Genomic DNA, 25955 nt, shown 5'->3' with positions numbered 1-25955 from the left:
AAGAAATCGGTCAAAAAAGGTGGGTTAATAAGCTTTGAAAAGTATTAAAGATATTGATATACAAAAACTATTTCCTTCTGCATTTTATAAGCGGGGATTAACCTATTATAAAAATGACCAAGTAAAAGACGTTGTATTTGATCGTAACCATAATGTTTGGACTGCGACAGTACAAGGTTCAGAGGATTATTTTGTTGAAATTGGTTTAACTGATATGGAGAAAGGTTCCATTGATACATTTTGTGATTGTCCTGCTTTTGAAACATTTGGTTCTTGTAAGCATATTGTAGCAACATTAATTGCTATAACAGCTATAGAAAAAAATGGAGGTACGTCCATAAGACAACCAAATTTTTATCGCTCGAGCAGGTTTATTGAAGCGATGAGTAATATTTTAACCCCGTTAGATGCTGTAGAAGAAGAGAATTATTCTAAATCAGAAATGTCGGTAGAGTATATAGGAAGCTGGACGTATGATCGACGATTACAGTTAGAAATAAAAACGGGAGAACAACATCGTTATGTCGTTCGAAATGTAGCTTCTTTTTTAGATGCGGTACAGGATCAAGAACCGTTTTCATTTACGAAGAAGTTTACTTATGAACCGTCCATACATTCTTTTGCTGAAGCGGATATGGAGATCCTTCGTATATTGCATGATCTTTGTAAGAACGAAGAATTGTATGATAGCTATACATTTGGGGGGAAAAGTACAGATAGAAGGTATGTAACTATTCCACCTTATGTAGTGAAAGATTTATTATTTAAGCTTGTAGATCGTAATTTTTATATTGTTGATAATGTGAGCCAGTATAAGGATATACAATTGCAAGAGGCTGAACTTCCCTTTCAATTTTATATAACAAAACAAGATGAGCATGTTGTTCTGTCTATGTCTGAATTAAAAGAGACTATCTTTTTTCCTTTATATAATATTCTGTTTCAGCAAGGAATCTTTTATTTTCCAACCTATGAGCAAATTCCAGTTTTACAACAGATGGAAAAGTTCCGATTTGAAGATATGAATTTTGATGTACCAAAAGAACAAACTGATACATTCCTATCTGAAGTTATGCCTTCACTTCAACGCGTTGGTGATATTGATATGGATGAGCAACTATCTGATGAACTTATCAAAGCTCCATTACGAGCAAAATGTCACTTGGAATTAAGAGAGGGATTGATAATTGGGAAGTTAGAATACCATTATGGTTCTCATAGTATTGACCCTTTCCAAGGGAAAAAAGATCATCAGGTCATGATTATTCGAGATGTACCGCAGGAAAAATTAATCATGAAATATATTGAAGATGCAAACTTTAGATATAACGGAAAAGAACTGTATATGGATGCGGGAGAAGAAGATTTATATAATTTTCTTTATCATGTCTTACCGTATCTAGATAACTATGTTGAGTTATTTTTATCATCCGAATTCAGAGGATTGTTTATAGAAAATGAGCCAGAACCATATACTAGTGTTCGAATGGAAGGGCAATCGAACTTATTAGAAATCGGTTTTAATATTGATGGAATAAACGATAATGAAGTAAATAAGATACTGCAAGCTGTAATTGAACGGAAGCGATTTTTTCGACTGCAATCAGGTCAGATGATGAATCTGGAGACGGAAGAATTTAGTTCGATGCAGCGCTTGTTTAATGATATGAGGATTTCAAAAGACGAGTTATTAGATGGTACGATTCATATGCCCGCATACCGTGGTTCGCAGTTAGATGATTTAATTGAAACAAAAAAACATTATGATCCACATTTTCGAGAATTATTAAGTCACCTCCATTCACCCGAAGAGCAGGTATATGAGATCCCTGAAAACGTTCAAGCAACCTTACGAAGTTATCAAAAAGTAGGCTATCAGTGGTTTAAGTCTTTGAGTCAGTATCATTTAGGTGGTATATTAGCAGATGATATGGGATTAGGTAAGACATTACAAAGTATTACGTATTTGGTATCTGAATCAGCAGGGGAAACAATTGGGCCACACTTGATTGTTGTTCCATCATCCGTAGTTTATAATTGGAAAAATGAATTAGAGAAGTTTGCCCCTCACTTACAGGTAGCAGTGTTGACAGGAAACCCTGTCGAACGTCATCAAGTTATGTCAGAGTCAACCAATAAGGACATATGGATAACATCCTATGCAACATTACGTCAGGATATTGAATTTTATAAGGAAATAACGTTCCAGACATTATTACTGGATGAGGCACAATATATAAAAAATTATCAAACAAAAACTTCTCGGGCTATTCGACAAATTAAAGCAACAAGACGATTTGCATTAAGTGGTACCCCTATTGAGAACTCGATAGAAGAGCTATGGTCCATATTTCAAGTTGTACTACCAGGGTTGATGCCCGATCAACGGTCGTTTAAACAGCTAGATCCTAAAAAAATTGCCGCAATAACTCGACCTTTTATCTTACGAAGATTAAAGCAAGATGTTTTAAAAGAGTTACCTGAGAAAATTGAATCTGTACATGTCTCTGAATTAACGAGGGAACAAAAAGATCTATACGTTGGCTATTTACGACAGGTTCAGCAGGATGCAGTCCAATCATTTAAAGAAAATGGATTCCAACAAAACAGAATGAAAATTCTTGCTGGATTAACTCGTCTAAGACAAATATGTTGTCATCCTTCCATGTTTATTGAAAACTATGAAGGAGCGTCTGGAAAGCTCGAGCAATTAATGGAAACAATCCAGACTGCATTAGATAACGGCAAGCGATTGTTGATTTTTTCTCAATTTACAAGTATGCATGAAATTATTCAGCAGCGGTTGAACAGAGAAGGTTATGGATACTTTTATCTTCATGGTCAGACGTCTTCCAAAGAAAGAGTCGAAATGAGTGAACGATTTAATAATGGCGAAAATGATATCTTTCTTATTTCACTTAAAGCAGGTGGTACAGGTCTAAACCTAACTGGTGCAGATACGGTTATTTTGTTTGACTTATGGTGGAATCCTGCAGTAGAGGACCAAGCAACTGGAAGAGCTCATCGTTTCGGACAAAAAAAGGTTGTACAAGTGATTCGATTAGTAACAGAAGGAACAATTGAAGAAAAAATATATGATCTACAGCAAAGGAAAAGAGAATTGATAGATCAAGTCATTCAACCAGGAGAAACAATGCTTTCTTCATTAAATGAGGATGATATAAAAGAATTGCTAAGTTTATAAGGTTTTCTACCAGTCCTCTGGTAGAAAGCTTTTTTATAGTGTTTGTTTTTATGGGGGAGGGGGAATGATAGTAGCAAACGATAAAGGAGAGAGAAGTATATGGAAATGAAAACATTAAGAGCATATTTTCAAAGTGAGAATGATGCTGTATCTGCAAAATCTTCTTTAGCCTCCGTACGAAGTCAGCATCTATTTATTGATGAGATTCCAACAGGATTTGAAAGTGAAATATTTATTCCGGTAATACCGTATGGTCCACATTGGGGATTAATTCAAGATGTTGCCATACAGGAAAAAGATAATGAAGATAATAAAGAAAACGAACAATCAATGACACATTTATTAGAGGCGCAAATAGCTGAAGATGACATTGAAAAAGCAGCAACGATTATATCGAATCACAATGGTTATCGCTTGAGTAGAAAATAAAGTCATTATTAACAAACAGGATTTGCATAATGTATTTTATTAGCGGTTGAAATAGGTGGACTTCAGCGGTATTTATAACCTTCAAATGAAGATTAAAGCTCGTGGAAGCATTCCTATTTCAACCTGTGACATAGTTGTAATTAGGGAGCATTAATCGATCTATATATTTATTGTTTTAGTGAGAACAATTTTCGTGGTCGTCCTTTTAAATATGGACGTTCTTCTCCAGCTATCCTAATAACATCCCCAGTTAATAATTTATTTACCGTACGCTCTGCACTCCGTTTTGTCACTTTATAAAAGTCAGCAATATCATTTGACGAAAAAGGTTCGTTATTCCGTTCTATAATGAAATCTATAAAATTATAGGATAGTTCATTATTTAATCTAGCCTTGTGGATAAGTGCATGAAAAAGCTTTGAAGTATCAATATCACGCTTTATTCCAATTGGACCAATTGTCTCTTGTCGTTCGTTAACAATGTAGCTGATGCTATGCGTCTCCGCATTACATTGTGAATGTGCTTGTTGTGCGTGTTTCAAAGAAGAACGAGGACTTAGTCCAAACCCAAATCCTATATTCACTGGACTAGCAACAATTCCTTCAATGTCTTGTATAAGTGGAAAATCACGATAATGATTTTTTAAGTTCTGTAATAATTTTTTCGTTCCTACTAAGAGAAACTGATTATTTTTGCAAGGTATTAGCATTGCATCCGTTTCCTCAGAAAAATTATTTAGGCAATGGGTTAAGTCGTTTATTTGATCTTGAGTAATTTTAGCTCCTTCTTTAACTGAAATAATTCCTGTTACCAATTGTGTGCTATGGTGTTCTGATAACTCTATTAGTTCTTGTGTTTTATCAAGAGCATCCATGATATTTTTATTAGGGAGCTGTAATTGGTATACGGGTACATTTTCTGCTTTAAGATAATCACGAACAGCTATTTTAGATGTAAGAACACCATCTATCTTTCCTTCGTTGTATAGTTTTAAATGATAGAAAGCGATCTCGCTTTCCGGAATGATTTGATTCTTTTCATATTCATAAGCATGTATTTGTAAGTCAGTCATTTGCATGTCTTGAAGTAATTCATTAATGTGTATTTTTTTTGGTACATCGATAGAAATACGATTTAATGAATAAAACTTTTTTAGTCTTAATATAGACGACAAAAATGTGTATTCATCATAATCTACATAAATAAGAGTCTGTTTTTTTTTGATTTTTTCAGACGCGTGTTGGTAAGAGCAGTAATCAGTAAATAAAAGCATGTCACACATGAAAGCCCTTTCAATTTTGTCCGCAACCTCAGTTACTGAGTCATAGATAAACGGTAATAATTCCATTTGTGAGTAGTGTTCAGCAAGGTTACGTACACGGTGGACAGTTTTTGTATCACCAAAAACACCGATTTTCGTCTTCATATGAAGCACTCCTTATTACACATATTTTTAAACATCTTGTTGTAAGAATCTATGAAGTACTTTTCCGAATGAAGCTATAAACGCTTGACCATCTCCGTTGTTTTCCCAACCCTCTGTAAGTACTACTACTTTAAGGAATTTATTATTTTGTAGAAAGATAGCTGCGTCATGTTCTACACCTTTTAATTCACCAGTTTTGTGATATGACGTAACGAGAGGGTTATATTCTGTAAAAGCAGTTAATTTACTATTAAACTGTTGATTATTTAATATGTGTAGTATGTGTTGTTGGGAATTTTCCCCTAAAAAATTATTCTTCTCTGTAAATATATCAAATAATCGTAATACATCCAATGCTGAAGTTACATTTTCTTTACCTAATTTTTGTGCCTCCACATCCATAAACTTCCGTTCTAATCTTGTCTGTTGACAACCCAAACTCTCAATAAATGCTTGAATATTTGAGATTCCTAATCTGTCTATAAGATAATTACTTGCGGTATTATCCGATACAATAATCATTAATTCTAGTAATTGTTGATACGTTAGAAATGGAATATCAGTTAAGTAAGAAATAACGCCAGACCCTTTAACATGACCATTAGTAGATATTCGTATTTTTTCCGTTAAAGATAATTTGCCTATTTCTTTGAAATGATATGCTGATGCCAAAATAAACAATTTAATTATGCTGGCTGATCGCATTTGTTTTGTTTCTTTTGAACAAATTATTCCGGTATTGTTCTTAAGTATTACGCTAACGGAAACTGGGGGAGCAGGCTTAATAGCTGATAAAGATCTCTCAATATATTTTAATGACAAGACGATACACCCTTCCAATTAAAATACATATGCAATTATCATATTGAATTTTCGGAATATTGTCAAGAAAACAGAGATAATAATTGAATATATGCATAATGACCTAATTACCAATTAAAATTTAGACTAAAATGATTATATCATTGAAATTTTGCAAAAAATAGATTAATATATAATAGACAGTTTTCCGAAATAAAAAAAGATTTTAAATTAGCAACTTAGGGGGGATTTACGTGAAATTGTCAAAAAAGTCTTTATTATTACTAGTTTTTGGTTTACTTCTCAGTGTTGTACTAGTAGCATGTGCTAGTGAACCTGATGAAGGTGGTGACACAGATTCTTCTGGTGATTCTGATGCAGACGCAGAAGAAACTACTGAAGGTGCAGAAGGTGGAGAACTTATTATAGCAACTCTATCAGATGCTGTATCGTTAGATCCAGCAGGTTCCAATGACGTACCTTCTAGTAATGTGCAAGCAAACATATTTGAATCTTTGACCAAACAAGATGCAAATATGGAAGTGCAACCAAGTCTAGCAACAGAATGGGAAGCAATTGATGATACTACATGGGAATTCAAACTTCGTGAAGGTGTTAAATTCCACGATGGATCAGACTTTAACGCAGAAGTTGTTAAAGCAAATATCGAACGTATCTTAGATCCAGATGTAGGGTCTCCACGTTTATTCTTATATGAAATGATCGAAGAAATTGAAGTTGTAGATGACCATACAATTCGTTTTACAACAGAGTTTCCATTTTCACCACTTCCAGCTCACTTAGCGCATAATGGGGGAGCAATGGTATCCTTAGATGTTATTAATGAAGATTATGCAGCTATGGAAAATGGAGAAGATCCTGGAAGTGTAATTAATAATAATCCAGTTGGAACCGGGTTTTTCAAGTTTGATAAATGGGATCCAGGTTCACAGATTCGCTTAGTTAAGAATGAAGAATACTGGGATGAGCCAGCAAATCTTGATTCTGTTGTATTTAAGGTAGTTAGTGAAGGCCTTACACGAGTAGCAGAATTACAAACTGGTGAATCACATATTTCTGATCCGCTTAGCCCAAATGATGTAGAACAAGTAGAAGCAATGGATGGAGTTAGTGTAACACAACAAGGTAGTGTAAGTTTGTCATATGTTGGATTTAACATGGAAAAAGAGCCTTTTGATGATCCGAATGTTCGTAAGGCAATCAATATGGCGATTGATAAGAGTCAAATTATTGACGGTATTTATAATGGAGTAGGTACTCCAGCAATTGGACCATTAGCTCCAGATGTATTTGGGTATGATGAGAATGCTCCTGGATTGGAGTATGATCCGGAACAAGCAAAAGAATTACTTGCAGAAGCAGGATTAGAAGATGGTTTCTCTACTACACTTTGGACAAACGATAGCCAAGAGCGTGTAGATGCCGCAACAAATATTCAAGCTCAATTAAAAGAATTTAATATTGATGTAGATGTACAAGTACTTGAGTGGGGTGCTTATTTAGAGCAAACTGCACAAGGAGAACATGATATGTTTGTACTAGGTTGGTCTACTGTTACTGGTGATGCGGATTATGGATTATATGCATTATTCCATTCTAATAATGTAGGAGATCCTGGTAACCGTACGTTTACCAAAGATGAAGAACTTGATGCACTTCTAGATGAAGCACGTCAAGAGCCAGATCCAGAGGCTCGTCAAGAGCTTTATAGCCAAGTTCAAGAAAAGCTAACAGAAGTAGCTCCGATGCTATACATTCATCATCAAGATTTCTTACTTGGAGTAAGTGATAAAGTACAAGGTTTAACACAATTACCAACACAGATTCTTCAGTTAAAAGATGTATCTTTAGAACAATAATATGTAATGAAAAAGAACTATTGTACGTTAACGCGTACAATAGTTCTTTTTTGTTTGCAAGAAAGAAAATCTATCTCTATCTATTAAGATGGTATCGTAGAGGGTTATATAAGCAGAAAATTAAACAAAAGACTTATTATCAAATTAATTACATAATAAAAGACGCCTTGAGATAAAGGATTTTTGTCTCAGGCGTCTAATAGTTTTAAGCATTTACGGTTTGTTTATGTTCACCAGAACGAATAGCTTCCATATGGTGACAAGCAGATAAGTGACCTTCTTGCATTCCATCTGCATTTCTAAGCTCAGGAACTTCTGTACGACACAACTCTGTTGCAAATGGGCAACGAGTATGGAACCGACAACCTTGTGGAGGATCTATTGGAGAAGGAACATCTCCTTTTAGTAAGATACGCTCTCGTTTTTTCTCCATATCTGTACTTGGGATAGCAGACAATAATGCTTTTGTATATGGATGCATATTATTATCAAATAATGATTTTTTATCTGCAATTTCTACGATTTTTCCAAGATACATAACGATAATACGATCAGATATGTGACGAACAACCCCTAAATCATGAGAGATAAATAAATAAGTAAGGTTATAATCACGCTGTAATTCTTTTAATAGATTAATAACCTGTGCTTGTATGGACACATCTAATGCAGATACTGCTTCATCAGCAATAATAAGTTTGGGATCAACGGTTAGAGCACGCGCGATGCCAATACGTTGACGCTGTCCTCCACTAAATTCATGTGGGAAACGATCCGCTTGGTGTGGGCCAAGGCCTACACGTTCCATTAATTCTAATACTTTCTCTTTTCTCTCCGTTTTTGGATAAGAATTTTGAATCTCCATTGCTTCTGTTAACACCTGTCTAACGGTTTGACGTGGGTTAATAGAGGCATAAGGGTCCTGGAAGATAATTTGCATATCTTTCCTGAATTTATTCATTTCTTTTTTCTTTAATTCAAGTATATTCGTACCATTAAACTCTACTTCTCCACTAGTCGGTTCATCTAAACGTAAAATAGCTCTTCCTGTAGTTGACTTACCACAACCAGATTCCCCAACGATACTTAATGTTTCACCTTCATATACATCAAATGAAACACCATCCACCGCTTTAACATGATTAACCGTTTTACCGAAAACTCCACCTTTAATAGGAAAGTGTTGTTTTAAATCCCGTACTTTAAGAAGTTGTTTCTGATTGTTCATAAACACTCACCTCCGGATCTCCATTCCATTCATCAGAGTATATCCAACAACGAATTTGATTACCATCTTCATCTGTTTCTAAATTTGGCAGTTTTTCATGACATAAGTCTGTAGCAAACGGACAGCGTGGAGCAAACCGACATCCCTTAGGCATGTTTGCTGGACTTGGTACAGAACCTTTAATAACAGATAAATCACCTTCAACATCTTTATCATGTTGAGGTATGGATTGCATTAATCCAACAGTATATGGGTGTTTAGGTGAAGAGAAGAGAGTTTTTGTATCTGTATACTCAACAACTTTCCCACAATACATTACAGCTACATAATCACATGTCTCAGCTACAACTCCTAAATCGTGTGTAATTAATAGAACTCCCATATCGAGTTGCTCTTGTAAATCTTTAATTAAATCTAGTATTTGTGCTTGAATAGTTACATCGAGAGCGGTAGTAGGTTCATCAGCTATTAATAATTCAGGTTTACATGCTAATGCCATTGCAATCATTACACGTTGTCTCATACCGCCAGATAGTTCATGTGGGTATTGATCCACGCGTTTTTCCGGAGACGGAATACCTACTAATTTCAACATTTCTATTGAACGTTTTTTAGCTTCTTTTTTATTTAAACCTTGATGAATTTTGTAAGCTTCACCAATCTGTTGACCTACTGTAAAAGTAGGATTTAGCGATGTCATCGGCTCTTGGAAAATCATTGAAATTTCATTTCCTCTAATTTTACGCATTTGAGCTTCTGATTTATCTAATAGGTTCTCACCTTTAAATTTGATTTCGCCACCTTTAATCCTTCCCGGTTCTTCAATGAGACGAAGAATTGATAATGAGGTAATACTTTTTCCGGAACCAGACTCACCAACAACACCTAGTACTTTCCCTTTAGGAATACTAAAGGATACACCATCAACAGCTTTTACCTCTAGATCTTTGGTGAAAAAGGAAGTCTGTAACTCATTAATCTCTAATATATTATCATAAGTGTTTGGTGCACTTGTCATTATATTTTGCTCCTTTCTCTTACTTCATACTTCTTGTAGGACTAAAATGTTAATCGAGGTCGATTCGTTTATTAAGGAAATTGTACGTAATATCTACTAATAGATTTACGAGAACGAATAATAGTGCTACTACAAGAATAGTACCTTGTACAACTGGAAAGTCACGAGCAGTAATAGAATCAATAATTAATTTACCCATACCATTAATCGCAAATACGGATTCAGCAAGTACTGCCCCACCAAGTAAACTACCAAACTGTAGCCCTACGACCGTTACTACTGGAATCATTGCATTTTTTAATGCATGTCGATAAATAACAATGGTTTCTTTCACCCCTTTTGCACGGGCTGTACGTATATAATCTTGTCCAATAACATCTAGCATACTGGACCTTGTCATTCTAGCAATAATAGCTGCACTACCTGTTCCTAAAGTAATAACGGGAAGAACTAATTGATCAAAATTTCCCCATCCTGAAGGACTAAACCAACTCGTGTTGTCAAAGAACGGTACCCATGCTGGTAGATCAATACCTATAGAGAACCATTGAATTAACATTAAACCAAGCCAGAAATTTGGCATGGATAGTCCGAATAAGGCAACTAGCATTAAAGAAGTATCTAAAAATGAATATTTGCGTGTTGCTGATACAATACCAGCAATTAAACCTAAAAATACTCCTAGAATAGTAGCATATATTGAAAATTCAACGGTAACCCAGAATCTTGCTCCGATTTCTTCTGCGACGGGTCGTCCGCTTCTCATTGAGTTGCCTAAGTCACCTTGAACAGCATCCGTAACATATGAGAAATATTGCATTGGAATGGGTTCGTTTAAACCTAGTCTTTCTCGAATATTTTCGACTTGTTCTTTTGGTGCACTTTCACCTGCCAGAATTTGAGCTGGATCACCTGGGATTAAGTGCATCATACTAAATACTAATATAGATACCCCAATCAATACGGGGATGGTTTGCAGTAATCTTCGAATAATAAATTTAAACATAGCTGTTCACCTCTTTCTATTCTTTCGTTTTTGGATCAAATGCATCTCGTAATCCATCGCCTAACAGGTTAAATGCTAATACAGCTACTACAATAGCTAAACCAGGGAAGAGTGCAACATGTCCTGCATTATATAAGTAGTTTCTTCCATCACTAAGCATCGCACCCCATTCAGCGGATGGCGGTTGTGCGCCTAAACCGAGGAAAGATAGTCCACTTGCAGATAGAATTGCTGTGGCAATACTCAGAGTTGCCTGAACGATGATAGGAGAGGTAATATTCGGAAAAATGTGTTTAAAAATAATCCGGGTGTCACTAGCGCCAAGTGCGCGCATAGCATCAATATACTCTAAATTCTTAACAGATAAAACAGATCCACGAACGATACGTGCAAATACAGGAATACTTGAGACTGCAACTGCAATGATTAAGTTCGCAATACTTCCTCCAAGTACAGTTACAATAGCTAAGGCTAAAAGAATACCAGGGAAAGCAAGTAAAATATCCATAACTCGCATAATAATGCTATCTGTTCGTTTGCCATAAAAACCTGCTATTAAACCAAAAAGAACGCCAAGGGTTGCACCTAAGGCTATGGAGAAAAATCCAATAGTAAGTGTTAATCCTGTCCCTTGAATAACACGACTAAAAATATCTCTTCCAAAGTTATCCGTTCCAAACCAATGTTCGGCAGAAGGACTTTGTAACTTGTTCACGATATCTTGTTCATAGGGTTCATATGGAGTGAAAAAAGGCCCAACAATTGCAATAATTAATAAAAGAATAATTAAAAATCCACCAATCATAGCTGATTTATTTTTCTTAAACTTATTAAAAACAATTTTCCAACTTTTCAGCCTAGGATTAGGTGGCTTATGAGCAGTTTGGGGAGTTTCTATGTGTTCTGTTGGTTGGCTCATAGTTTGCTAACTTCCTTTCTATCAATAAGTATACTATCTGTATGATTATATCATGAACGAATTGATTTACAATAAGGTGAATGTTGAGAAAGAAAGAATTTTGTAAAAATATAATAGGAAATATGTATCAGAAACCCTAATACAGACACAAAAATCAATAATTTCAAAATTATTGTCGAAAAATAAAGTTCTAAAATTAAGATATATCAAAATTTTTGGTTATCATGGCGGAATAGCGATTAGATTGTTATGTAAACGACATTATGTATTCGCTTTCTATTTTGATAATTATTTGACATCTTAGTTTAAAATATTGTAAGATATTTTTACTAGATAAATATAATTTAAAAGGGGCGTTTGTATGAAGAAAAAATGGTATAGTCAAATAGCTATTTTAGTTGCACTTATTCTTCTTCTTGCTGCTTGTGGCGGTAATGATGAAGGATCTAATGGAGATGAGAATACTTCAGACGGTGGAGAAGATCCAGAAATGTTAACACTTGTAACGGGTGGAACAAGTGGTACATATTACCCGTTAGGTGGAGAAATGGCAACAAATATTAATAACAATACCGAAGTACAAGTAGATGCTATTTCCTCTAATGCCTCTGCTGAAAATGTATTGGCAATTGAAAATGGAGAGGCTCAACTTGGATTTATTCAAACTGACGTAATTTCTCACGCAGTTGAAGGAATCAATGCCTTTGATGGTGAACCTGTGGAAAAAGTACAGGCAATTGGGTCATTATATCCAGAAACTATTCAAATCGTAACAACTGTTGATTCTGGTATTTCTTCAGTGGAAGACTTAGCGGGCAAAAAAGTGTCTGTAGGTGCTCCAGGGTCAGGAACGTATATTAATGCAGAACAAATCCTTGAAATACATGGTATGACAATGGATGATGTGGAAGCACAAAATCTTGATTTCGGTGAATCAACTGGTGGTATCCAAGACGGTAATATCGATGCAGCATTTATTACTTCAGGTACACCAACAGGTGCTGTAGAAGGTCTAGCTGCTTCTGTAGATATCTCTATTGTTCCAATTGCAGAAGATAAGGTGGAAGAACTAGTAGAAGCGTATCCTTACTATGCTTCTGATGTAATTGCTGGAGGAACATATGGTGGCCTTGATGAAGATGTTCAAACCGTTGCTGTTCTTGCAATGTTAGCAGTATCTAGTGACTTATCAGAAGAACTTGTATATGACATTACTAAAGCAATCTATGATAATACAGATAAGATTTCCCATGCAAAAGGTGAATTTATAACAATTGATACTGCACTTGATGGAATTGGAATTGATTTACATCCAGGTGCACAAAAATACTTTGACGAACAAGGTGAAGAGTAAATAATTTCATGAAATGGCCGGCTCCGCCCATTTAGGGATAGGCTGCCGGCTATTTTTTGATTTTAATCCTGTAAAAGGTGATTTTATGCAAAAAAAATGGCTTTTCATACTTCTCACTATTGCACTTATGATTAGTATGCTTTTCATACCTTTCCGAACCGCCCTTGTCTTTTATGATGGAAAAACGAATAATCAACAGGCATTTCTGATTCTTGATTCTGGAGATTATTTTGGAATAACTTTCACGCATTCCATACACTTAACAGATGTCGTGGAAAAGTACCATATTACAGATGATAATAAAATTATACAATATGAAATGATCTATGAAGAATTTGGAATAGGAATGCCAAATGATGCAATGGCAGATGAAGAGTTTGAATATATTGATGGAAAATATCATATAAAAAACATGACCAATGAATTTGACTATTTAAATATACGAAACGGTAAAAAAGTTTCTAATCATAGACTTTCTTGGGGGAACAGCGATGAACGCACGGATGTACACACTGTTCCTTTTAATGATTACTTTATCCCGGGCAATTGGTATAAGTTAGAAGTTAAACAAATGTCCTTATTTGAGCAATTGAAAGGAGTGAACATTCATGAGTGATCAACAACATGAAAATCTTTCTGAAAGCAAACAACAAGAACTGTTAGAAAAGTATGATGCAGAAGCGAATACTAGAAAACTGACTGGAGTTTTAGCAATCATAATATTTGCTGCCCTTGTTCTTTTCTCCATTTTTCAATTATATACGGGGATATTCGGACAATTGACAGCATACTTACAACGAACCATACATTTAGGATTTGCGCTGTCGCTTATCTTTTTGCTATTTCCTGCAGTACGTAAGACAAAAAAAGATAGAATTCCTTGGTACGATTATATTCTGATGGTGTTAGCCATTGTAGTTTGTGGTTATTGGCCGTTAAATTATGATTCACTTGTACAACAATTTGGCTCAATCCCACTAGATCAAATGCTTATTGGAGGATTAGCGATTCTGCTTGTATTAGAAGCGGCACGTCGGGCGGTTGGATTACCAATTACGATAATTGCTCTGCTATTCTTGGGTTATGCATTGTTAGGTCCTTATATACCAGGGATGTTTGCACACTCTGGATTATCATTAGAACAATTAATCCGTTCTATGTTCTTTACAACAGAAGGAATTTTAGGTACCCCATTACAAGTATCGTCCACATATATTTTCTTATTCCTTTTATTTGGGGCGTTTTTAGTACAGACGGGTGTAGGAAATTATTTTAATGATTTAGCTATTTCTATAGCTGGAAAAAGGGTTGGGGGGCCTGCTAAAATTGCCATATTCTCCAGTGCTTTGAATGGAACAATTTCAGGAAGTTCAGTAGCAAATACAGTAACTACTGGTTCTTATACGATCCCTTTAATGAAGCGACTTGGTTATCGTAAGAATTTTGCCGGGGCTGTAGAAGCAGCGGCCTCAACTGGTGGACAGATAATGCCGCCGATAATGGGTGCAGCAGCATTCTTGATGATTGAGTTTGCCGGGGAAAGTTATTGGAATATAGCTAAGGCAGCTATCATACCTGCTATTTTATATTTCGCAGGTATTTGGATAATGACTCACTTGGAGGCAAAACGAACAGGCTTAAAAGGCTTGTCTAGTGAGGAAATTCCTAGTAAAAAAACGGTATTAAAGAAAATACATCTATTACTACCTATCGTTGCTATCGTTTATTTCTTATTTGTTGGAGTTAGTGTTGAAAGAGCAGCAATATACGGTATCTTAGCTACCATCATTGTTAGCTTGTTCCTTAAAGATACACGTATAACAGTTCCAAAGTTTTTTGTAGCCTTAGAACAAGGTGCAAGAACAGCACTTGGCGTTGCGGCAGCAACAGCTTGTGCGGGTATAATCGTTGGTGTTGTCACGAAAACCGGTTTGGGACTTAAACTTGGTAATAGTTTAGTATCTATTGCTGGAACTATTGCAAGTACACCTGAAATACAATTAATGCTTACACTTGTATTTACAATGATAACCTCCATTATTATAGGAATGGGATCACCAACTACGGCGAATTATATTATTACATCAACCATCGCATTACCAGCGATTTTAGCGTTGAATGATAATTTAGATGTAGCTATTCCTGTATTAGCTGCTCATATGTTCGTATTCTACTTCGGTATTGTAGCGGATATTACACCTCCGGTAGCTCTTGCTGCTTTTGCGGCAACAGGGATATCTGGTGGAGAACCTATTCGTACAGGTGGGAATGCTGCTCGATTGGCAATTGCTGCTTTCATCATTCCGTATATGTTCGTATTAAATCCTACATTACTAATGATTGATTCTACTTGGTTAGAGATCTTATTCTCCTTATTTACTGCAATACTCGGTATGATTGCTATTAGTGCAGGTATGATAGGGTACTGGTACCGAAATATTAAGTGGTACGAAAGGGTCTTAGCAATTGCAACAGGTTTATTATTGATTTATCCTGAGGGTATGTCAGATACCATAGGATTTGTGTTATTTGCACTTCAACTAGTGATACAATTTGTTACTAGGGATAAAGATAATGATAATCAAAGTGAAGTAAGTATAGCTAACAACTAGATGAATAAAGACCCGCATGAAACCCAAAATGGTTTTCATGCGGGTTTACTTATACATTATGACATTATTAAAATTGATTATTTCTAAATAATTCTTCATAGAAAATCTTTCTGTTATGATGGAAACAGTGATTTTTGATTAAGAAGAGGCGAATACATATGAAAAACAACAAGCAATATGACTTTACACAGGGTAGTATCGCTAAACAGTTATTTTATTTTTCAGGACCGATATTACTGGCAAATTTATTACAAACTTCTTATCAATTTATAGATAGTTTATGGGTAGGTAATTTATTAGGTTCATCTGCTCTAGGTGCGGTAGCGATATCAGGTAGTATCCTTTTCGTGGTTCTCTCCTTTATTATTGGTATGAATAATGCAGCACTTACCATTCTTTCCCAACAAAAAGGAAAACAAAATGAAAAAGGCTTAAGAAATTACTTAAATACTTTTGTTGTTTTATTAACCTTGATTTCAATATTTTTAGGGGTAATAGGATACATATTTGCTGAGCAGTTTTTAGGTTTATTAGGAACCCCACAAACGATGATGGAAGATGCCAGTACATATTTAAGAATCAATTTTATGGGTATTTGGTTTCTATTTGGCTATAACTTTATTAGTACAGTACTTCGGTCATTAGGGGATAGTAAAACGCCATTATATTTTATTACCATTGCAGTAGGTTTAAATATTCTATTAGATCCGTTGTTCATTTCTGTATTCAATTGGGGGATAGAAGGAGCTGCATATGCTACTCTACTTTCACAAGCATTCTCTTTCTTATGTGGAATTTCTTATGTTTTATGGAAGAAATTGGCTCCGTTCTCTCTTCCTGCGTTACCGGCAAGAGAAGAAATAAAATTAATTCTGCATTTAGGAATACCATCTGGATTACAAATGGCTGTTATTTCAGCAGGTTCTGCAGCAATTATGAGTGTAGTGACAACACATGGAGAGTCTGTGATAGCTGGGTTTGGAGCGGCTCAACGTCTAGACAGTTTACTTATGCTGCCTGCTCATGCATTAAGTACATCCGTTGCAAGTATGGCTGGACAGAATATCGGAATTAAAAATTGGGAACGAATACGTCAAATTGCAATTTATGGAGTAATATATAATTTTGCTATTATGCTGATAATTGGTATTGCAGTAGCCGTATTTGCACAATATGGAGTTCGGTTATTTATCAGAGAATCTGATGCAGTAGATTTTGGAACGGTATATTTACAAATTGTTGCACTTTGTTATCCATTTTTAGGTATTAACTTTATATTAAATGGAATAGTGCGTGCAGCTGGTGCGATGTACCAAGTGCTCATCCTAAATGTTATTTCTTTCTGGATTTTAAGATATCCGTTAACGGCTCTATTTTCCTCGTGGTTTGGGGAAGTTGGAATTGCAATTGGTATGGGCGGGAGTTTTGTATTAAGTAGTTTGTTCGCTATTTTTTATTACCGATATGGTAAATGGCGACAGAAGGAATTGTTCGCGAATTAATTAACAGAGTAGGAGGAAAACATGCTTCTATTAATTGGAATTATATCCGGATTTATTATTGGTTTGTTTTTTTTATTTATGCCAATTAATTACAAATAAACCAGTATATACCTTATTAATGAATATTGATTATTTCCCAATAATAGGGAAATGGCAACATCCACCACTATTTGAATTTAGTTATCATATTATTGTATCTATTGTATTGGTTTACACGTTAATCTTCTTCCTTCGTTTATGGGATTTGGAACGTAAACTTTGGGCATATGTAAGTATAAGTGGATTAATCGGTTTATTAATTTATCCTACTACTCTTTTATCCAATCGTACCCCAGAACTTTATGATGGCTATTCTATAATCATCTGGCTAATCGGTCACCTTATTTATGGTTCCTCCATTGGATTACTTCAACAGTATTGGAACAAAACTTGAAGGAGAATGAAGATTGAATAGAAAAACTTCTAAGAAGTGGAAATATACGACAAAACAACTATTCGGAATTAGTCTTCTGCTTATTTTATCATTAATTGTATTATCTTGGATTACGAATTACATTGAAAATCACCGTACGAGAGATGCCCCAGGCCCGATGCAAAAAGATGCGTTACCGGAAATTAGTGAGAATATATGGGAGTATCACTCGATTGTTAGCAGATATGCCAAACAGTATGGAATCGAAGAACACACACCAGTTATACTTGCTATGATGATGCAAGAGTCGGGTGGAAGGGGACTAGACCCGATGCAATCATCTGAGAGTTTATGCGGGGAGAGGAACTGTATAAAAGACCCTGACCTATCCATACAGCAAGGTGTATCATTTTTTGCACTAGCTTTAGATAAAGCCGAAGGTGATATTAAATTGGCTGTACAAGCGTATAATTTTGGGCATGGATTTATCGAGTACGTACAAGATAATGGGGGAGAGTACACACAAGAGGCGGCAATTACTTTCTCACAAAAAATGTATGATCAAGCGGGTAGAAATAATTCCATCTATACGTGTAGACGGGAAGAAGCAAAAGAACTGGAAGCATGTTATGGAGATATTTATTATGTTTCCTCTGTTATGGATTATAGGATTGTAATAGAAAGACAGATTGGAAACTGATATGATGGAATAAATCATATGTTTGAGGAGGAGAAGAAAATGAGAAAAGCAATTCAAACAGAGGAAGCACCAGCTGCCATTGGACCATATTCTCAAGCAATTCAAGCTGGTGATTTTCTTTACATTTCTGGGCAAATTCCAATTAATCCAGATAGTGGAAATGTTGAAGAAGGAATAGAAAATCAAACGAAACAAGTTTTAAATAATCTAAACGCTATTTTAGAGAAAGCAGAAGCGTCATTCGATCATGCAGTTAAATTTACTATTTATCTATCATCAATGGAAGACTTTAAAGTTGTTAATGAGATATACGGAAAATATTTACAGGAACCATATCCTGCCAGAGCGACAGTTGAAGTGAGTCGTTTGCCGAAAGACGTATTAATTGAAATGGACCTTGTTGCATACGTAAAATAGATAATGTAGAGGAGGAATAGTATGGATAATTTTGTGTACCAAAATCCGACCAAACTGATTTTTGGTAAAGGACAGATTGAACAACTTTCTAAAGAGATTGAGCCTTTTGGGAAGCGTGTATTGATTGTTTATGGCGGAGGAAGTATAAAGCGCAATGGTATATATGATAATGTTCTTGCTGAACTTGGAAAAATAGAAGCAGCTGTATTTGAATTACCAGGTGTAGAGCCAAATCCACGTATTTCTACGGTTAAAAAAGGTGTAGAAATTTGTCGCCAAGAATCCATTGACTTTATATTAGCAGTCGGTGGAGGTAGTACCATTGATTGCACGAAAGCAATTGCAGTCGGTGCAGTTACTGAGGCGGATATGTGGGATGTTGTTACGAAAAAAGAAAAAGCACAGGGTGCGTTGCCATTTGGTACGGTACTTACATTAGCTGCAACTGGTTCTGAAATGAATGCTGGATCTGTTATAACGAATTGGGAAACAAATGAAAAACATGGCTGGGGTTCTCCATTTTCATTCCCTAAGTTTTCTATATTAGACCCTGTCCATACATTTTCTGTGCCTCGTGATCAAACGATATACGGTATTGTTGATATGATGTCTCACGTATTAGAGCATTATTTCCATCATACAACGAATACACCAATACAAGATCGTTGGTGCGAAGGAATATTGTTAACAATGATAGATACTGCACCTAAACTATTAGATGATCCAGAAAATTATGAGTATAGATCAACTGCAATGCTAGGCGGTACTTTAGCATTAAATAACATGCTGAATTTAGGATATCATGGTGACTGGGCAACACATAACTTAGAGCATGCAGTTTCAGCTGTTCATGATATTCCACATGGTGGTGGGTTGGCAATCTTATTCCCGCAGTGGATGCGACATGTATTAGATGAAGAAAATGCACCACGCTTTAAACAATTAGCTGTGAGAGTGTTTGATGTAGATGATCAAGGTAAGTCAGATAAAGAAGTTGCACTTGAAGGTATTGATAAGCTTCAAGAATTTTGGACTAGTATCGGAGCTCCAACCAAGTTAAGTGATTATGATATTAATGAAGAGTCTGTCGAAGAAATGGCAGATAAAACGGTGATTGCCAGACCAGAATTTGGTAATTATAAAAAACTAACTCGGCAAGATTCTGTCGATATTTTTACGGCAAGTTTGTAATTTCCCGGGAAATAAATTGTCGTATAAAAGAAGAGCTTGTCGTGTATTATTCATACACGGCAAGCTCTTCTTTAATTTGCTTACGTATTTTAATTAGGCACTCTTCGGGAGTTTTACCAAATACGCGTTTATTATTAACTAATGCATATGGTCTTACGGCACAAAGGCCACAAAAAGATAAGCATTCATTTGTTAGCACAGCTACCTCCGGAAATTCTTCCTCTAAGATAGACTCTATATCAATGGTAGTGATTGCATTTCCGTCACAAATTTCAACGACGACTATTCCCATTGCTATCACTTTCTTTCTATAATAGTTTCTTGTTATTTTTAGCATATTTGATACAACAAATCAATTAATTGACTTAGAAACTAGACAGAAGTGATCTTAGCGATAAAAAAATATGTGTAAATCGAAATGAAATGATTTATGGATCTTACTTAGAAGAATAGGAGTGAGAATGAGACCCACTTGATTCATATTCATATCGATACCAAACATATAACATGATAAGTCCACTGAGAATCAATAATAAACTTGTTATTAAAAATACGGCAGAGAAACCAAACGAGGCGGCAATTGTACCACCCAATGCAGGTCCAATAATATTACCCAAGAAACGTAAACTTGTATTATAACCAAGGACTTCTCCTTGCATAGATAGTGGTGCTTCCTGACGAATATATGCAATTCTCAATGGGACAATGCCTCCAATAGATAAGCCAAGTAGAAAACGTAAAATAACGAGTTGCCATATATTTGTTACAAACATTCCAGGTAAATATACAAACCCTGCAGCAAATAATAAAATAATGAGTATTTTTATATAACCTTGATTATCTCCGATGATTCCCCAGCGCCGAGCCATTAAAAGATTACCTAGCCCAGCAGCTGAAAAAGCAATACCGGCAAAAAATGCAAGATTTACTGGACCGTGAATCTCAGCCACAAATAAAGAAAGAATTGGCTGTATGCTAAAGTGGGCAATCTGAACAAGTGCAGATAATAACATCACTACAAATAGTACGGGTTTTTGTAGAATGTGTTGTAATACTTCTTTTCTGGAATATTTTTTCGTATCATTTTCATCACTGGAGAATTTCATTTTTAATTCTTTAACTCCAAATAAAACGAGCAATCCAGAAATGAAAATAGTAATTGCAACCCATTTAAATGTACTCGTATATCCAAATGCATCTGCTAATGCTCCGCCGAGTAACGGCCCCATGAGAGAACCAGTAATTGTTCCCGTTTGAAGGGTTCCTAGTACTTTTCCTGCAATTTCTTTAGGTGTTTGTGTTGCAATAAAAGCTTGTGACATAGGGATAAATCCTGTTACAATTCCCATAAACAAGCGTAAAAGAAATAATTGCCAAACAGTATTCGCAAATCCCATTAAAAATACAGAAATACCGATTCCAAAAGCAGAGGCGATCATGATTTTTTTCCGTCCGTATCGATCGCCGATTCTTCCCCAAACAGGAGAAAAGACAAATGCTGTAATAAATGTAACAGCAAACGTTAGCCCTGACCAAGTTTGTACGTAGCCTTCAGAAAAATCTCCCATTGACTCAATGTATAAGGAGATAAAAGGAACAACCATAGTCATGCTTCCGCTAATAAAAAAGTTTGCTAACCACATGATGACCAAGTTGCGCTTTACATCTTGATTGTTATGAATGATGTTCGAACCTTCTTTCTTGCCGATTTATTTCGTCAATCTAAATATACAGAAACACGAAATAAAAAGAAAGAAATCTGCTCAAAAAAAAATGCGCTTAATTCCTGTCAGTTAATTCCTTTCGAGGTATAATATAAGATAGCTCATCTAATTCTAATAATTTCGAGACAAGCAAAAGATGAATTAGCTTGTAAGAAAGGGGAAAAAAATGAAAACTACATTAAATATGATGAAGTATATCGCTTTAGGATTAATCTTGTTTGGAAGTTTTGCAATGCCAGTATCTGCAGATTCAACTACAATCATTATATATGGAGACAAATTAACGGATAGCCAACGTGCGGAGGTAAGAGAGTTATTAGATATATCAGATCAAGAAATGGTTGAGGAGCATGATGTAACTGGGCAAGATTACGCGGACTACATTAACGGTAACCCACGATCAAATATGTATTCTTCTGCAGGAATTATCTTAGAATCACAAGGGACAGGATTAGAGGTTAACATCGTTACACCGCAAAATATAACAGAAGTTACAGCAGAGATGTATGAGAATGCATTACTTACAGCAGGAGCTGAAGATGCGACAGTGAATGTTGTTTCACCAGTACAAGTTTCTGGCCACTCTGCACTTACAGGTATTTATAAAGCCTACGATGTAGAGGGAGAGCAATTAGATAAAGAAAGAATGGAATTAGCAAATGAAGAGCTGAATGTTGCAACTGATCTTGTTGACAATGGTGATGTCAATCAAGAGGAAGTAAGTAATTTATTAACAGAAATAAAAAAAATGATTGCAGAACAAAATCCAGCGACAAGAGAAGATGTAGAGCAAATTGTAAGTGAGCAACTCAATAAATTAGAAATTAACTTAAGCGAGCAAGATCGCCAAATGCTAGTGGATTTATTTGATAAAATGAAAGAGTTAGAAATAGATTTTGGAGCAGTAAAGGAGCAACTCGATAGCATTACAAATTCCATTGTTGAGAAAGCTGAAGATCTCGGGCTTGATGAAGGATTTTGGGATAAAGTAGCGAACTTCTTTAGGGATTTATTTCGTTCTATAGGAAATTTATTTAGTTAATTGATTGATTTTAAAAGTAATTTTGGAACAAACAATAGCTGGAAGGATCGTTGACAATGATCTTTTCAGCTATTTTTATTTACTAAGTGAGAATGGGGATGGTATAAAATCGTAAAGTGAAAAGTCAGTTCGTAAGTAGAGATAATGAATCTCTACTTACGAACTGCTAACGTTGATAGAAGCAATGTTTTAGCTACACATTTAAATTTTCGGAACGAACGTTTTACAATCCGTTTCTTCACTTGTAGAAGCTTGTCTACCCTTATGACTAACCACGTAAATTGCATCAGCCATGCATCTGTTTCCAACAGCCCAATACGTACAGTTATTCACTTCACAAAGTACATCTTTTGCCATAAAAACACCTCCTCTTTTTTATCATTAGCAACTACTGTTTATTTCATACAATACAACCAAAATATTCATAATAAATAGAAATTTAACCCCTTAATATAATTAATCATTCTGGTGAAGTTTCACTTAACTATTTGCATGAGATTATGATTAGAAAAAGAATTTTAATTATTACAGTTTTTCTTGAATAAAGAAGTTTTGACATAATAGGAATATATAAGTATATGAATATATCATTTATATTACATTTGTAATAGTTTTAGAGTATAACGTAATTATTGTAACTTACACTTAAATCTCCTGTAACTGTATTCTCCTTACCCCTGTGATAGGATAGAGTTTGTCAAAATTGAAGGAGGTTATCAGATGAGAAAACTAGTAGCAGCGTTATCAGCAAGTATTGTATTTACAGGCTTGGCTGCAACCACAGTTTCCGCTGAATCAACAGAACATGAAATCCAACCCGGAGAAAGTCTTTGGGAAATTGCAGACCAATATGATACAACAGTAGAAGAGTTAATGGATATAAATGATTTAAAATCAACCGTAGTTCATCCAAAGGATATGGTTTATCTTAATAATATATATACAGTTGAGCGTGGAGATACGTTAACAAGTATTAGTGATGAGTTTGATGTCAAGGTTGCTCAACTTAAGGAGTGGAACAATCTTTCTACTGATCTAATTGTTATAGATCAAGAGTTATCCATTAAAGGGGAACTTGATACTAAAGAGAATAAAGAAACACCGCAACAAGAACAAAATACCTCGGATCAATCAGAAGCTGATGAAAGCAATGCTTCTGAATCAACAGAAGAATCTGCACCAGGGGGAGAAACTATCTCTATGTCAGCTACAGCTTATACAGCAAAATGCGATGGTTGTTCTGGTGTCACATACACAGGCATTGATCTAAATAGCAATCCAAATGCTAAGGTTGTTGCAGTTGATCCTAATGTAATTCCATTAGGTTCTGAAGTTTATGTTGAAGGATACGGCTATGCAACAGCTGCAGATATTGGTAGCGCAATTAACGGTAACAAAATCGATCTTCATGTTCCAACAAAAGAAGAAGCAAATAACTATGGTGTACAACAAGTAGACGTGACTATTGTAGACTAATAATAGTCAATCATAAAAAAAGGGGACCTTTATTCATAAAGGTCCCCTTTTTGGTTATTTTAAAACAAGAGATTATATTAAAGCTGTATTTCGGTTGAATGAGTTGATTTTTCTTCAATTACTTCAGTTGGATCATCACTCAAACCGTTATAACCAACAACTCCGACAGTAACAATAATACAAATAAATAATGCGAGTAGTATCTTTCTCATGGTGCTATCCCCCAAAGTTAATTTCCTATTTTCAGTATAAGGGAAAATAACTGACTTTTCTACATAAAAAACATATTTTTAAATAGGTAATTATAGACAGTAATAATAGGGCAAGATTAAACATTTTAATGGGTTTATGGTAAACTGAGAGAGGTTGATAAATTCTCTCACTCTTAAGGAGGATGATTTAGATGACAAGTAGTAAATTAGATCAATTTTTACAAGAAAATATTTCTGATTTGAAAGAACGTGGACTATATAATGAAATTGATACAGTGCAAGGAGCAAATGGTCCTGAGATAACAATTAAAGGGAAAAAACTCGTCAACCTTTCTTCTAATAATTATCTAGGACTTGCTACTAATAATGAAATGAAGGAAGTAGCCAAAAAAGCAATTGATTCTCACGGTGTCGGAGCAGGTGCTGTAAGAACTATTAACGGAACTTTAGATTTACATATTGAGTTAGAGAAGAAAATCGCTCAATTTAAAGGAACAGAAGCAGCAATCGCTTATCAATCTGGTTTTAATTGCAACATGGCTGCAATTTCTGCTGTTATGGATAAAAATGATGCCATTTTATCCGATTCCATTAATCATGCATCTATTATTGATGGATGTCGTTTATCGAAGGCAAAAATTATTCGGTTTGAACATTCGGATATGAATGATTTGCGCCAGAAAGCAAAGGAAGCAGTAGAGTCTGGTCAATATAATAAAATTATGGTAATTACAGATGGTGTGTTCTCAATGGATGGAGATATTGCAAAACTTCCTGAAATTGTAGACATTGCTGAAGAATTTGATTTGATTACGTATGTTGATGATGCACATGGATCTGGTGTTACCGGAGATGGAGCAGGTACGGTTAAGCATTTTGGCTTGCAGGATAAAGTAGATATGCAAATGGGGACATTATCAAAAGCAATTGGTGTTATTGGTGGTTATGTAGCTGGAAAACAGTCATTAATTGATTGGCTAAAAGTACGCTCACGTCCATTCTTGTTCTCTACTGCAGTATCTCCGGCTGACGCAGTAGCAAGTAAAAAAGCTATTGAAATGCTAATGGAAAGCACGGAATTAAATGAAAAATTATGGAAAAACGGTGATTACTTAAAACAAGGTCTTAAAGACTTAGGATTCGATATCGGTGAAAGTGAAACTCCAATAACTCCTTGTATTATTGGAGATGAGAAGAAAGCTCAAGAGTTTAGTAAACGTCTATACGAGGAAGGCGTATATGCAAAATCGATCGTATTTCCAACCGTTCCAAGGGGAACAGGCCGAGTAAGAAATATGCCTACAGCAGCACATACGAAAGAAATGCTTGATGATGCGATTGCCATTTACAAAAAAATTGGGCAAGAAATGAAGCTTATTTAATGAATGACAAGTAAGAGG

24 protein-coding genes are annotated in these 25955 nt (G+C 35.3%); 14 read left to right on the top strand and 10 right to left on the bottom strand.

The window, feature by feature from the left end; genetic code table 11:
* Positions 1–34: 34 nt before the first annotated feature.
* Together AQ616_RS00820 and AQ616_RS00815 are read left to right on the top strand one after the other, a co-directional pair.
* Positions 35–3205, top strand: coding sequence for a DEAD/DEAH box helicase (locus AQ616_RS00820; protein WP_017798297.1), 3171 nt, complete (start codon positions 35–37; stop codon positions 3203–3205).
* A gap of 99 nt (positions 3206–3304) precedes the next feature.
* Positions 3305–3634 carry a hypothetical protein gene (locus AQ616_RS00815; RefSeq protein WP_069684780.1) on the top strand — a complete coding sequence of 110 codons (330 nt, stop codon included), beginning with the start codon at positions 3305–3307 and terminating at the stop codon, positions 3632–3634.
* Between the two features lie 167 nt (positions 3635–3801).
* Here the strand turns inward: AQ616_RS00815 and AQ616_RS00810 are convergent, their stop codons facing one another.
* Together AQ616_RS00810 and AQ616_RS00805 are read right to left on the bottom strand one after the other, a co-directional pair.
* The gene (locus tag AQ616_RS00810) at positions 3802–5061 is read right to left on the bottom strand and encodes a hypothetical protein (RefSeq protein ID WP_017798295.1); all 1260 of its coding nucleotides are present in this window, start codon (positions 5059–5061) and stop codon (positions 3802–3804) included.
* A gap of 27 nt (positions 5062–5088) precedes the next feature.
* Positions 5089–5883 carry a serine hydrolase gene (locus AQ616_RS00805; protein WP_069684779.1) on the bottom strand — a complete coding sequence of 265 codons (795 nt, stop codon included), beginning with the start codon at positions 5881–5883 and terminating at the stop codon, positions 5089–5091.
* Positions 5884–6116: 233 nt separating this feature from the next.
* Between AQ616_RS00805 and AQ616_RS00800 the strand changes: the two genes are divergently transcribed.
* A complete protein-coding gene (locus AQ616_RS00800) occupies positions 6117–7742 on the top strand; it encodes a glutathione ABC transporter substrate-binding protein (RefSeq protein ID WP_069684778.1) in 1626 nt (541 codons plus the stop codon).
* Between the two features lie 205 nt (positions 7743–7947).
* Here AQ616_RS00800 and AQ616_RS00795 read toward each other — a convergent pair whose 3' ends face one another.
* From AQ616_RS00795 to nikC, 4 genes are read right to left on the bottom strand one after another with little or no spacing between them, the layout of a single operon-like run.
* Positions 7948–8970, bottom strand: a complete 1023-nt coding sequence (locus AQ616_RS00795) for an ABC transporter ATP-binding protein (protein WP_017798292.1) — start codon at positions 8968–8970, stop codon at positions 7948–7950.
* Entirely contained in the window at positions 8945–9988 is a 1044-nt protein-coding gene (locus AQ616_RS00790; protein WP_017798291.1) for an ABC transporter ATP-binding protein, read from the bottom strand. The genes AQ616_RS00795 and AQ616_RS00790 overlap by 26 nt, the downstream gene beginning before the upstream one ends.
* Before the next feature lie 49 nt (positions 9989–10037).
* On the bottom strand, positions 10038–10994 hold the full coding sequence (locus tag AQ616_RS00785) for an ABC transporter permease (protein ID WP_017798290.1): 957 nt from the start codon (positions 10992–10994) through the stop codon (positions 10038–10040).
* Positions 10995–11010: 16 nt separating this feature from the next.
* Positions 11011–11913: a nickel transporter permease gene (nikC, locus tag AQ616_RS00780; RefSeq protein WP_017798289.1), complete on the bottom strand. Its 903-nt coding sequence runs from the start codon at positions 11911–11913 to the stop codon at positions 11011–11013.
* Between the two features lie 361 nt (positions 11914–12274).
* Here nikC and AQ616_RS00775 point away from each other — a divergent pair, with 361 nt between their 5' ends.
* From AQ616_RS00775 to AQ616_RS00740, 8 genes are all read left to right on the top strand, one after another.
* Positions 12275–13267, top strand: coding sequence for a TAXI family TRAP transporter solute-binding subunit (locus AQ616_RS00775; RefSeq protein ID WP_017798288.1), 993 nt, complete (start codon positions 12275–12277; stop codon positions 13265–13267).
* Between the two features lie 85 nt (positions 13268–13352).
* Complete coding sequence (locus tag AQ616_RS00770; RefSeq protein WP_069685079.1) at positions 13353–13883, top strand: DUF1850 domain-containing protein; 531 nt, start codon at positions 13353–13355, stop codon at positions 13881–13883.
* Positions 13876–15879, top strand: coding sequence for a TRAP transporter permease (locus AQ616_RS00765; RefSeq protein ID WP_069684777.1), 2004 nt, complete (start codon positions 13876–13878; stop codon positions 15877–15879). The genes AQ616_RS00770 and AQ616_RS00765 overlap by 8 nt, the downstream gene beginning before the upstream one ends.
* 158 nt (positions 15880–16037) lie before the next feature.
* A complete protein-coding gene (locus AQ616_RS00760) occupies positions 16038–17381 on the top strand; it encodes an MATE family efflux transporter (protein WP_069684776.1) in 1344 nt (447 codons plus the stop codon).
* Positions 17382–17415: 34 nt separating this feature from the next.
* Positions 17416–17814 (top strand): hypothetical protein, encoded by a 399-nt coding sequence (locus AQ616_RS00755; RefSeq protein ID WP_240490450.1) that lies wholly within the window; start codon positions 17416–17418, stop codon positions 17812–17814.
* Between the two features lie 13 nt (positions 17815–17827).
* Positions 17828–18493, top strand: coding sequence for a lysozyme family protein (locus AQ616_RS00750; RefSeq protein ID WP_069684775.1), 666 nt, complete (start codon positions 17828–17830; stop codon positions 18491–18493).
* 39 nt (positions 18494–18532) lie between these two features.
* Positions 18533–18910: a RidA family protein gene (locus tag AQ616_RS00745; RefSeq protein WP_017798282.1), complete on the top strand. Its 378-nt coding sequence runs from the start codon at positions 18533–18535 to the stop codon at positions 18908–18910.
* A gap of 21 nt (positions 18911–18931) precedes the next feature.
* Positions 18932–20101, top strand: coding sequence for an iron-containing alcohol dehydrogenase (locus tag AQ616_RS00740; protein ID WP_017798281.1), 1170 nt, complete (start codon positions 18932–18934; stop codon positions 20099–20101).
* Between the two features lie 46 nt (positions 20102–20147).
* Here AQ616_RS00740 and AQ616_RS00735 read toward each other — a convergent pair whose 3' ends face one another.
* Positions 20148–20393, bottom strand: a complete 246-nt coding sequence (locus AQ616_RS00735) for a YuzB family protein (RefSeq protein ID WP_017798280.1) — start codon at positions 20391–20393, stop codon at positions 20148–20150.
* Positions 20394–20538: 145 nt separating this feature from the next.
* Positions 20539–21744 (bottom strand): MFS transporter, encoded by a 1206-nt coding sequence (locus AQ616_RS00730; RefSeq protein ID WP_069684774.1) that lies wholly within the window; start codon positions 21742–21744, stop codon positions 20539–20541.
* 247 nt (positions 21745–21991) lie between these two features.
* On the opposite strand from AQ616_RS00730, the gene AQ616_RS00725 reads away from it, so the two are divergent.
* Positions 21992–22867: a DUF1002 domain-containing protein gene (locus AQ616_RS00725; protein ID WP_017798278.1), complete on the top strand. Its 876-nt coding sequence runs from the start codon at positions 21992–21994 to the stop codon at positions 22865–22867.
* Positions 22868–23068: 201 nt separating this feature from the next.
* Here the strand turns inward: AQ616_RS00725 and AQ616_RS00720 are convergent, their stop codons facing one another.
* Positions 23069–23224: a DUF1540 domain-containing protein gene (locus AQ616_RS00720; protein ID WP_017798277.1), complete on the bottom strand. Its 156-nt coding sequence runs from the start codon at positions 23222–23224 to the stop codon at positions 23069–23071.
* A 363-nt stretch (positions 23225–23587) separates the two neighbouring features.
* Between AQ616_RS00720 and AQ616_RS00715 the strand changes: the two genes are divergently transcribed.
* Positions 23588–24343 carry a 3D domain-containing protein gene (locus tag AQ616_RS00715; RefSeq protein ID WP_069684773.1) on the top strand — a complete coding sequence of 252 codons (756 nt, stop codon included), beginning with the start codon at positions 23588–23590 and terminating at the stop codon, positions 24341–24343.
* A gap of 77 nt (positions 24344–24420) precedes the next feature.
* Here AQ616_RS00715 and AQ616_RS20010 read toward each other — a convergent pair whose 3' ends face one another.
* The gene (locus AQ616_RS20010; protein ID WP_272030268.1) at positions 24421–24555 is read right to left on the bottom strand and encodes a hypothetical protein; all 135 of its coding nucleotides are present in this window, start codon (positions 24553–24555) and stop codon (positions 24421–24423) included.
* Between the two features lie 191 nt (positions 24556–24746).
* On the opposite strand from AQ616_RS20010, the gene AQ616_RS00710 reads away from it, so the two are divergent.
* Positions 24747–25937, top strand: a complete 1191-nt coding sequence (locus tag AQ616_RS00710; protein ID WP_069684772.1) for a glycine C-acetyltransferase — start codon at positions 24747–24749, stop codon at positions 25935–25937.
* Positions 25938–25955 lie beyond the last annotated feature (18 nt).

It is taken from the genome of Oceanobacillus sp. E9 (assembly GCF_001741975.1).
In the GTDB taxonomy this organism is placed as follows: domain Bacteria; phylum Bacillota; class Bacilli; order Bacillales; family Amphibacillaceae; genus Oceanobacillus; species Oceanobacillus kimchii.
The sequence above is the reverse complement of the archived record's forward strand: the minus strand, read 5'-3'. Positions and strand labels throughout refer to the sequence as shown.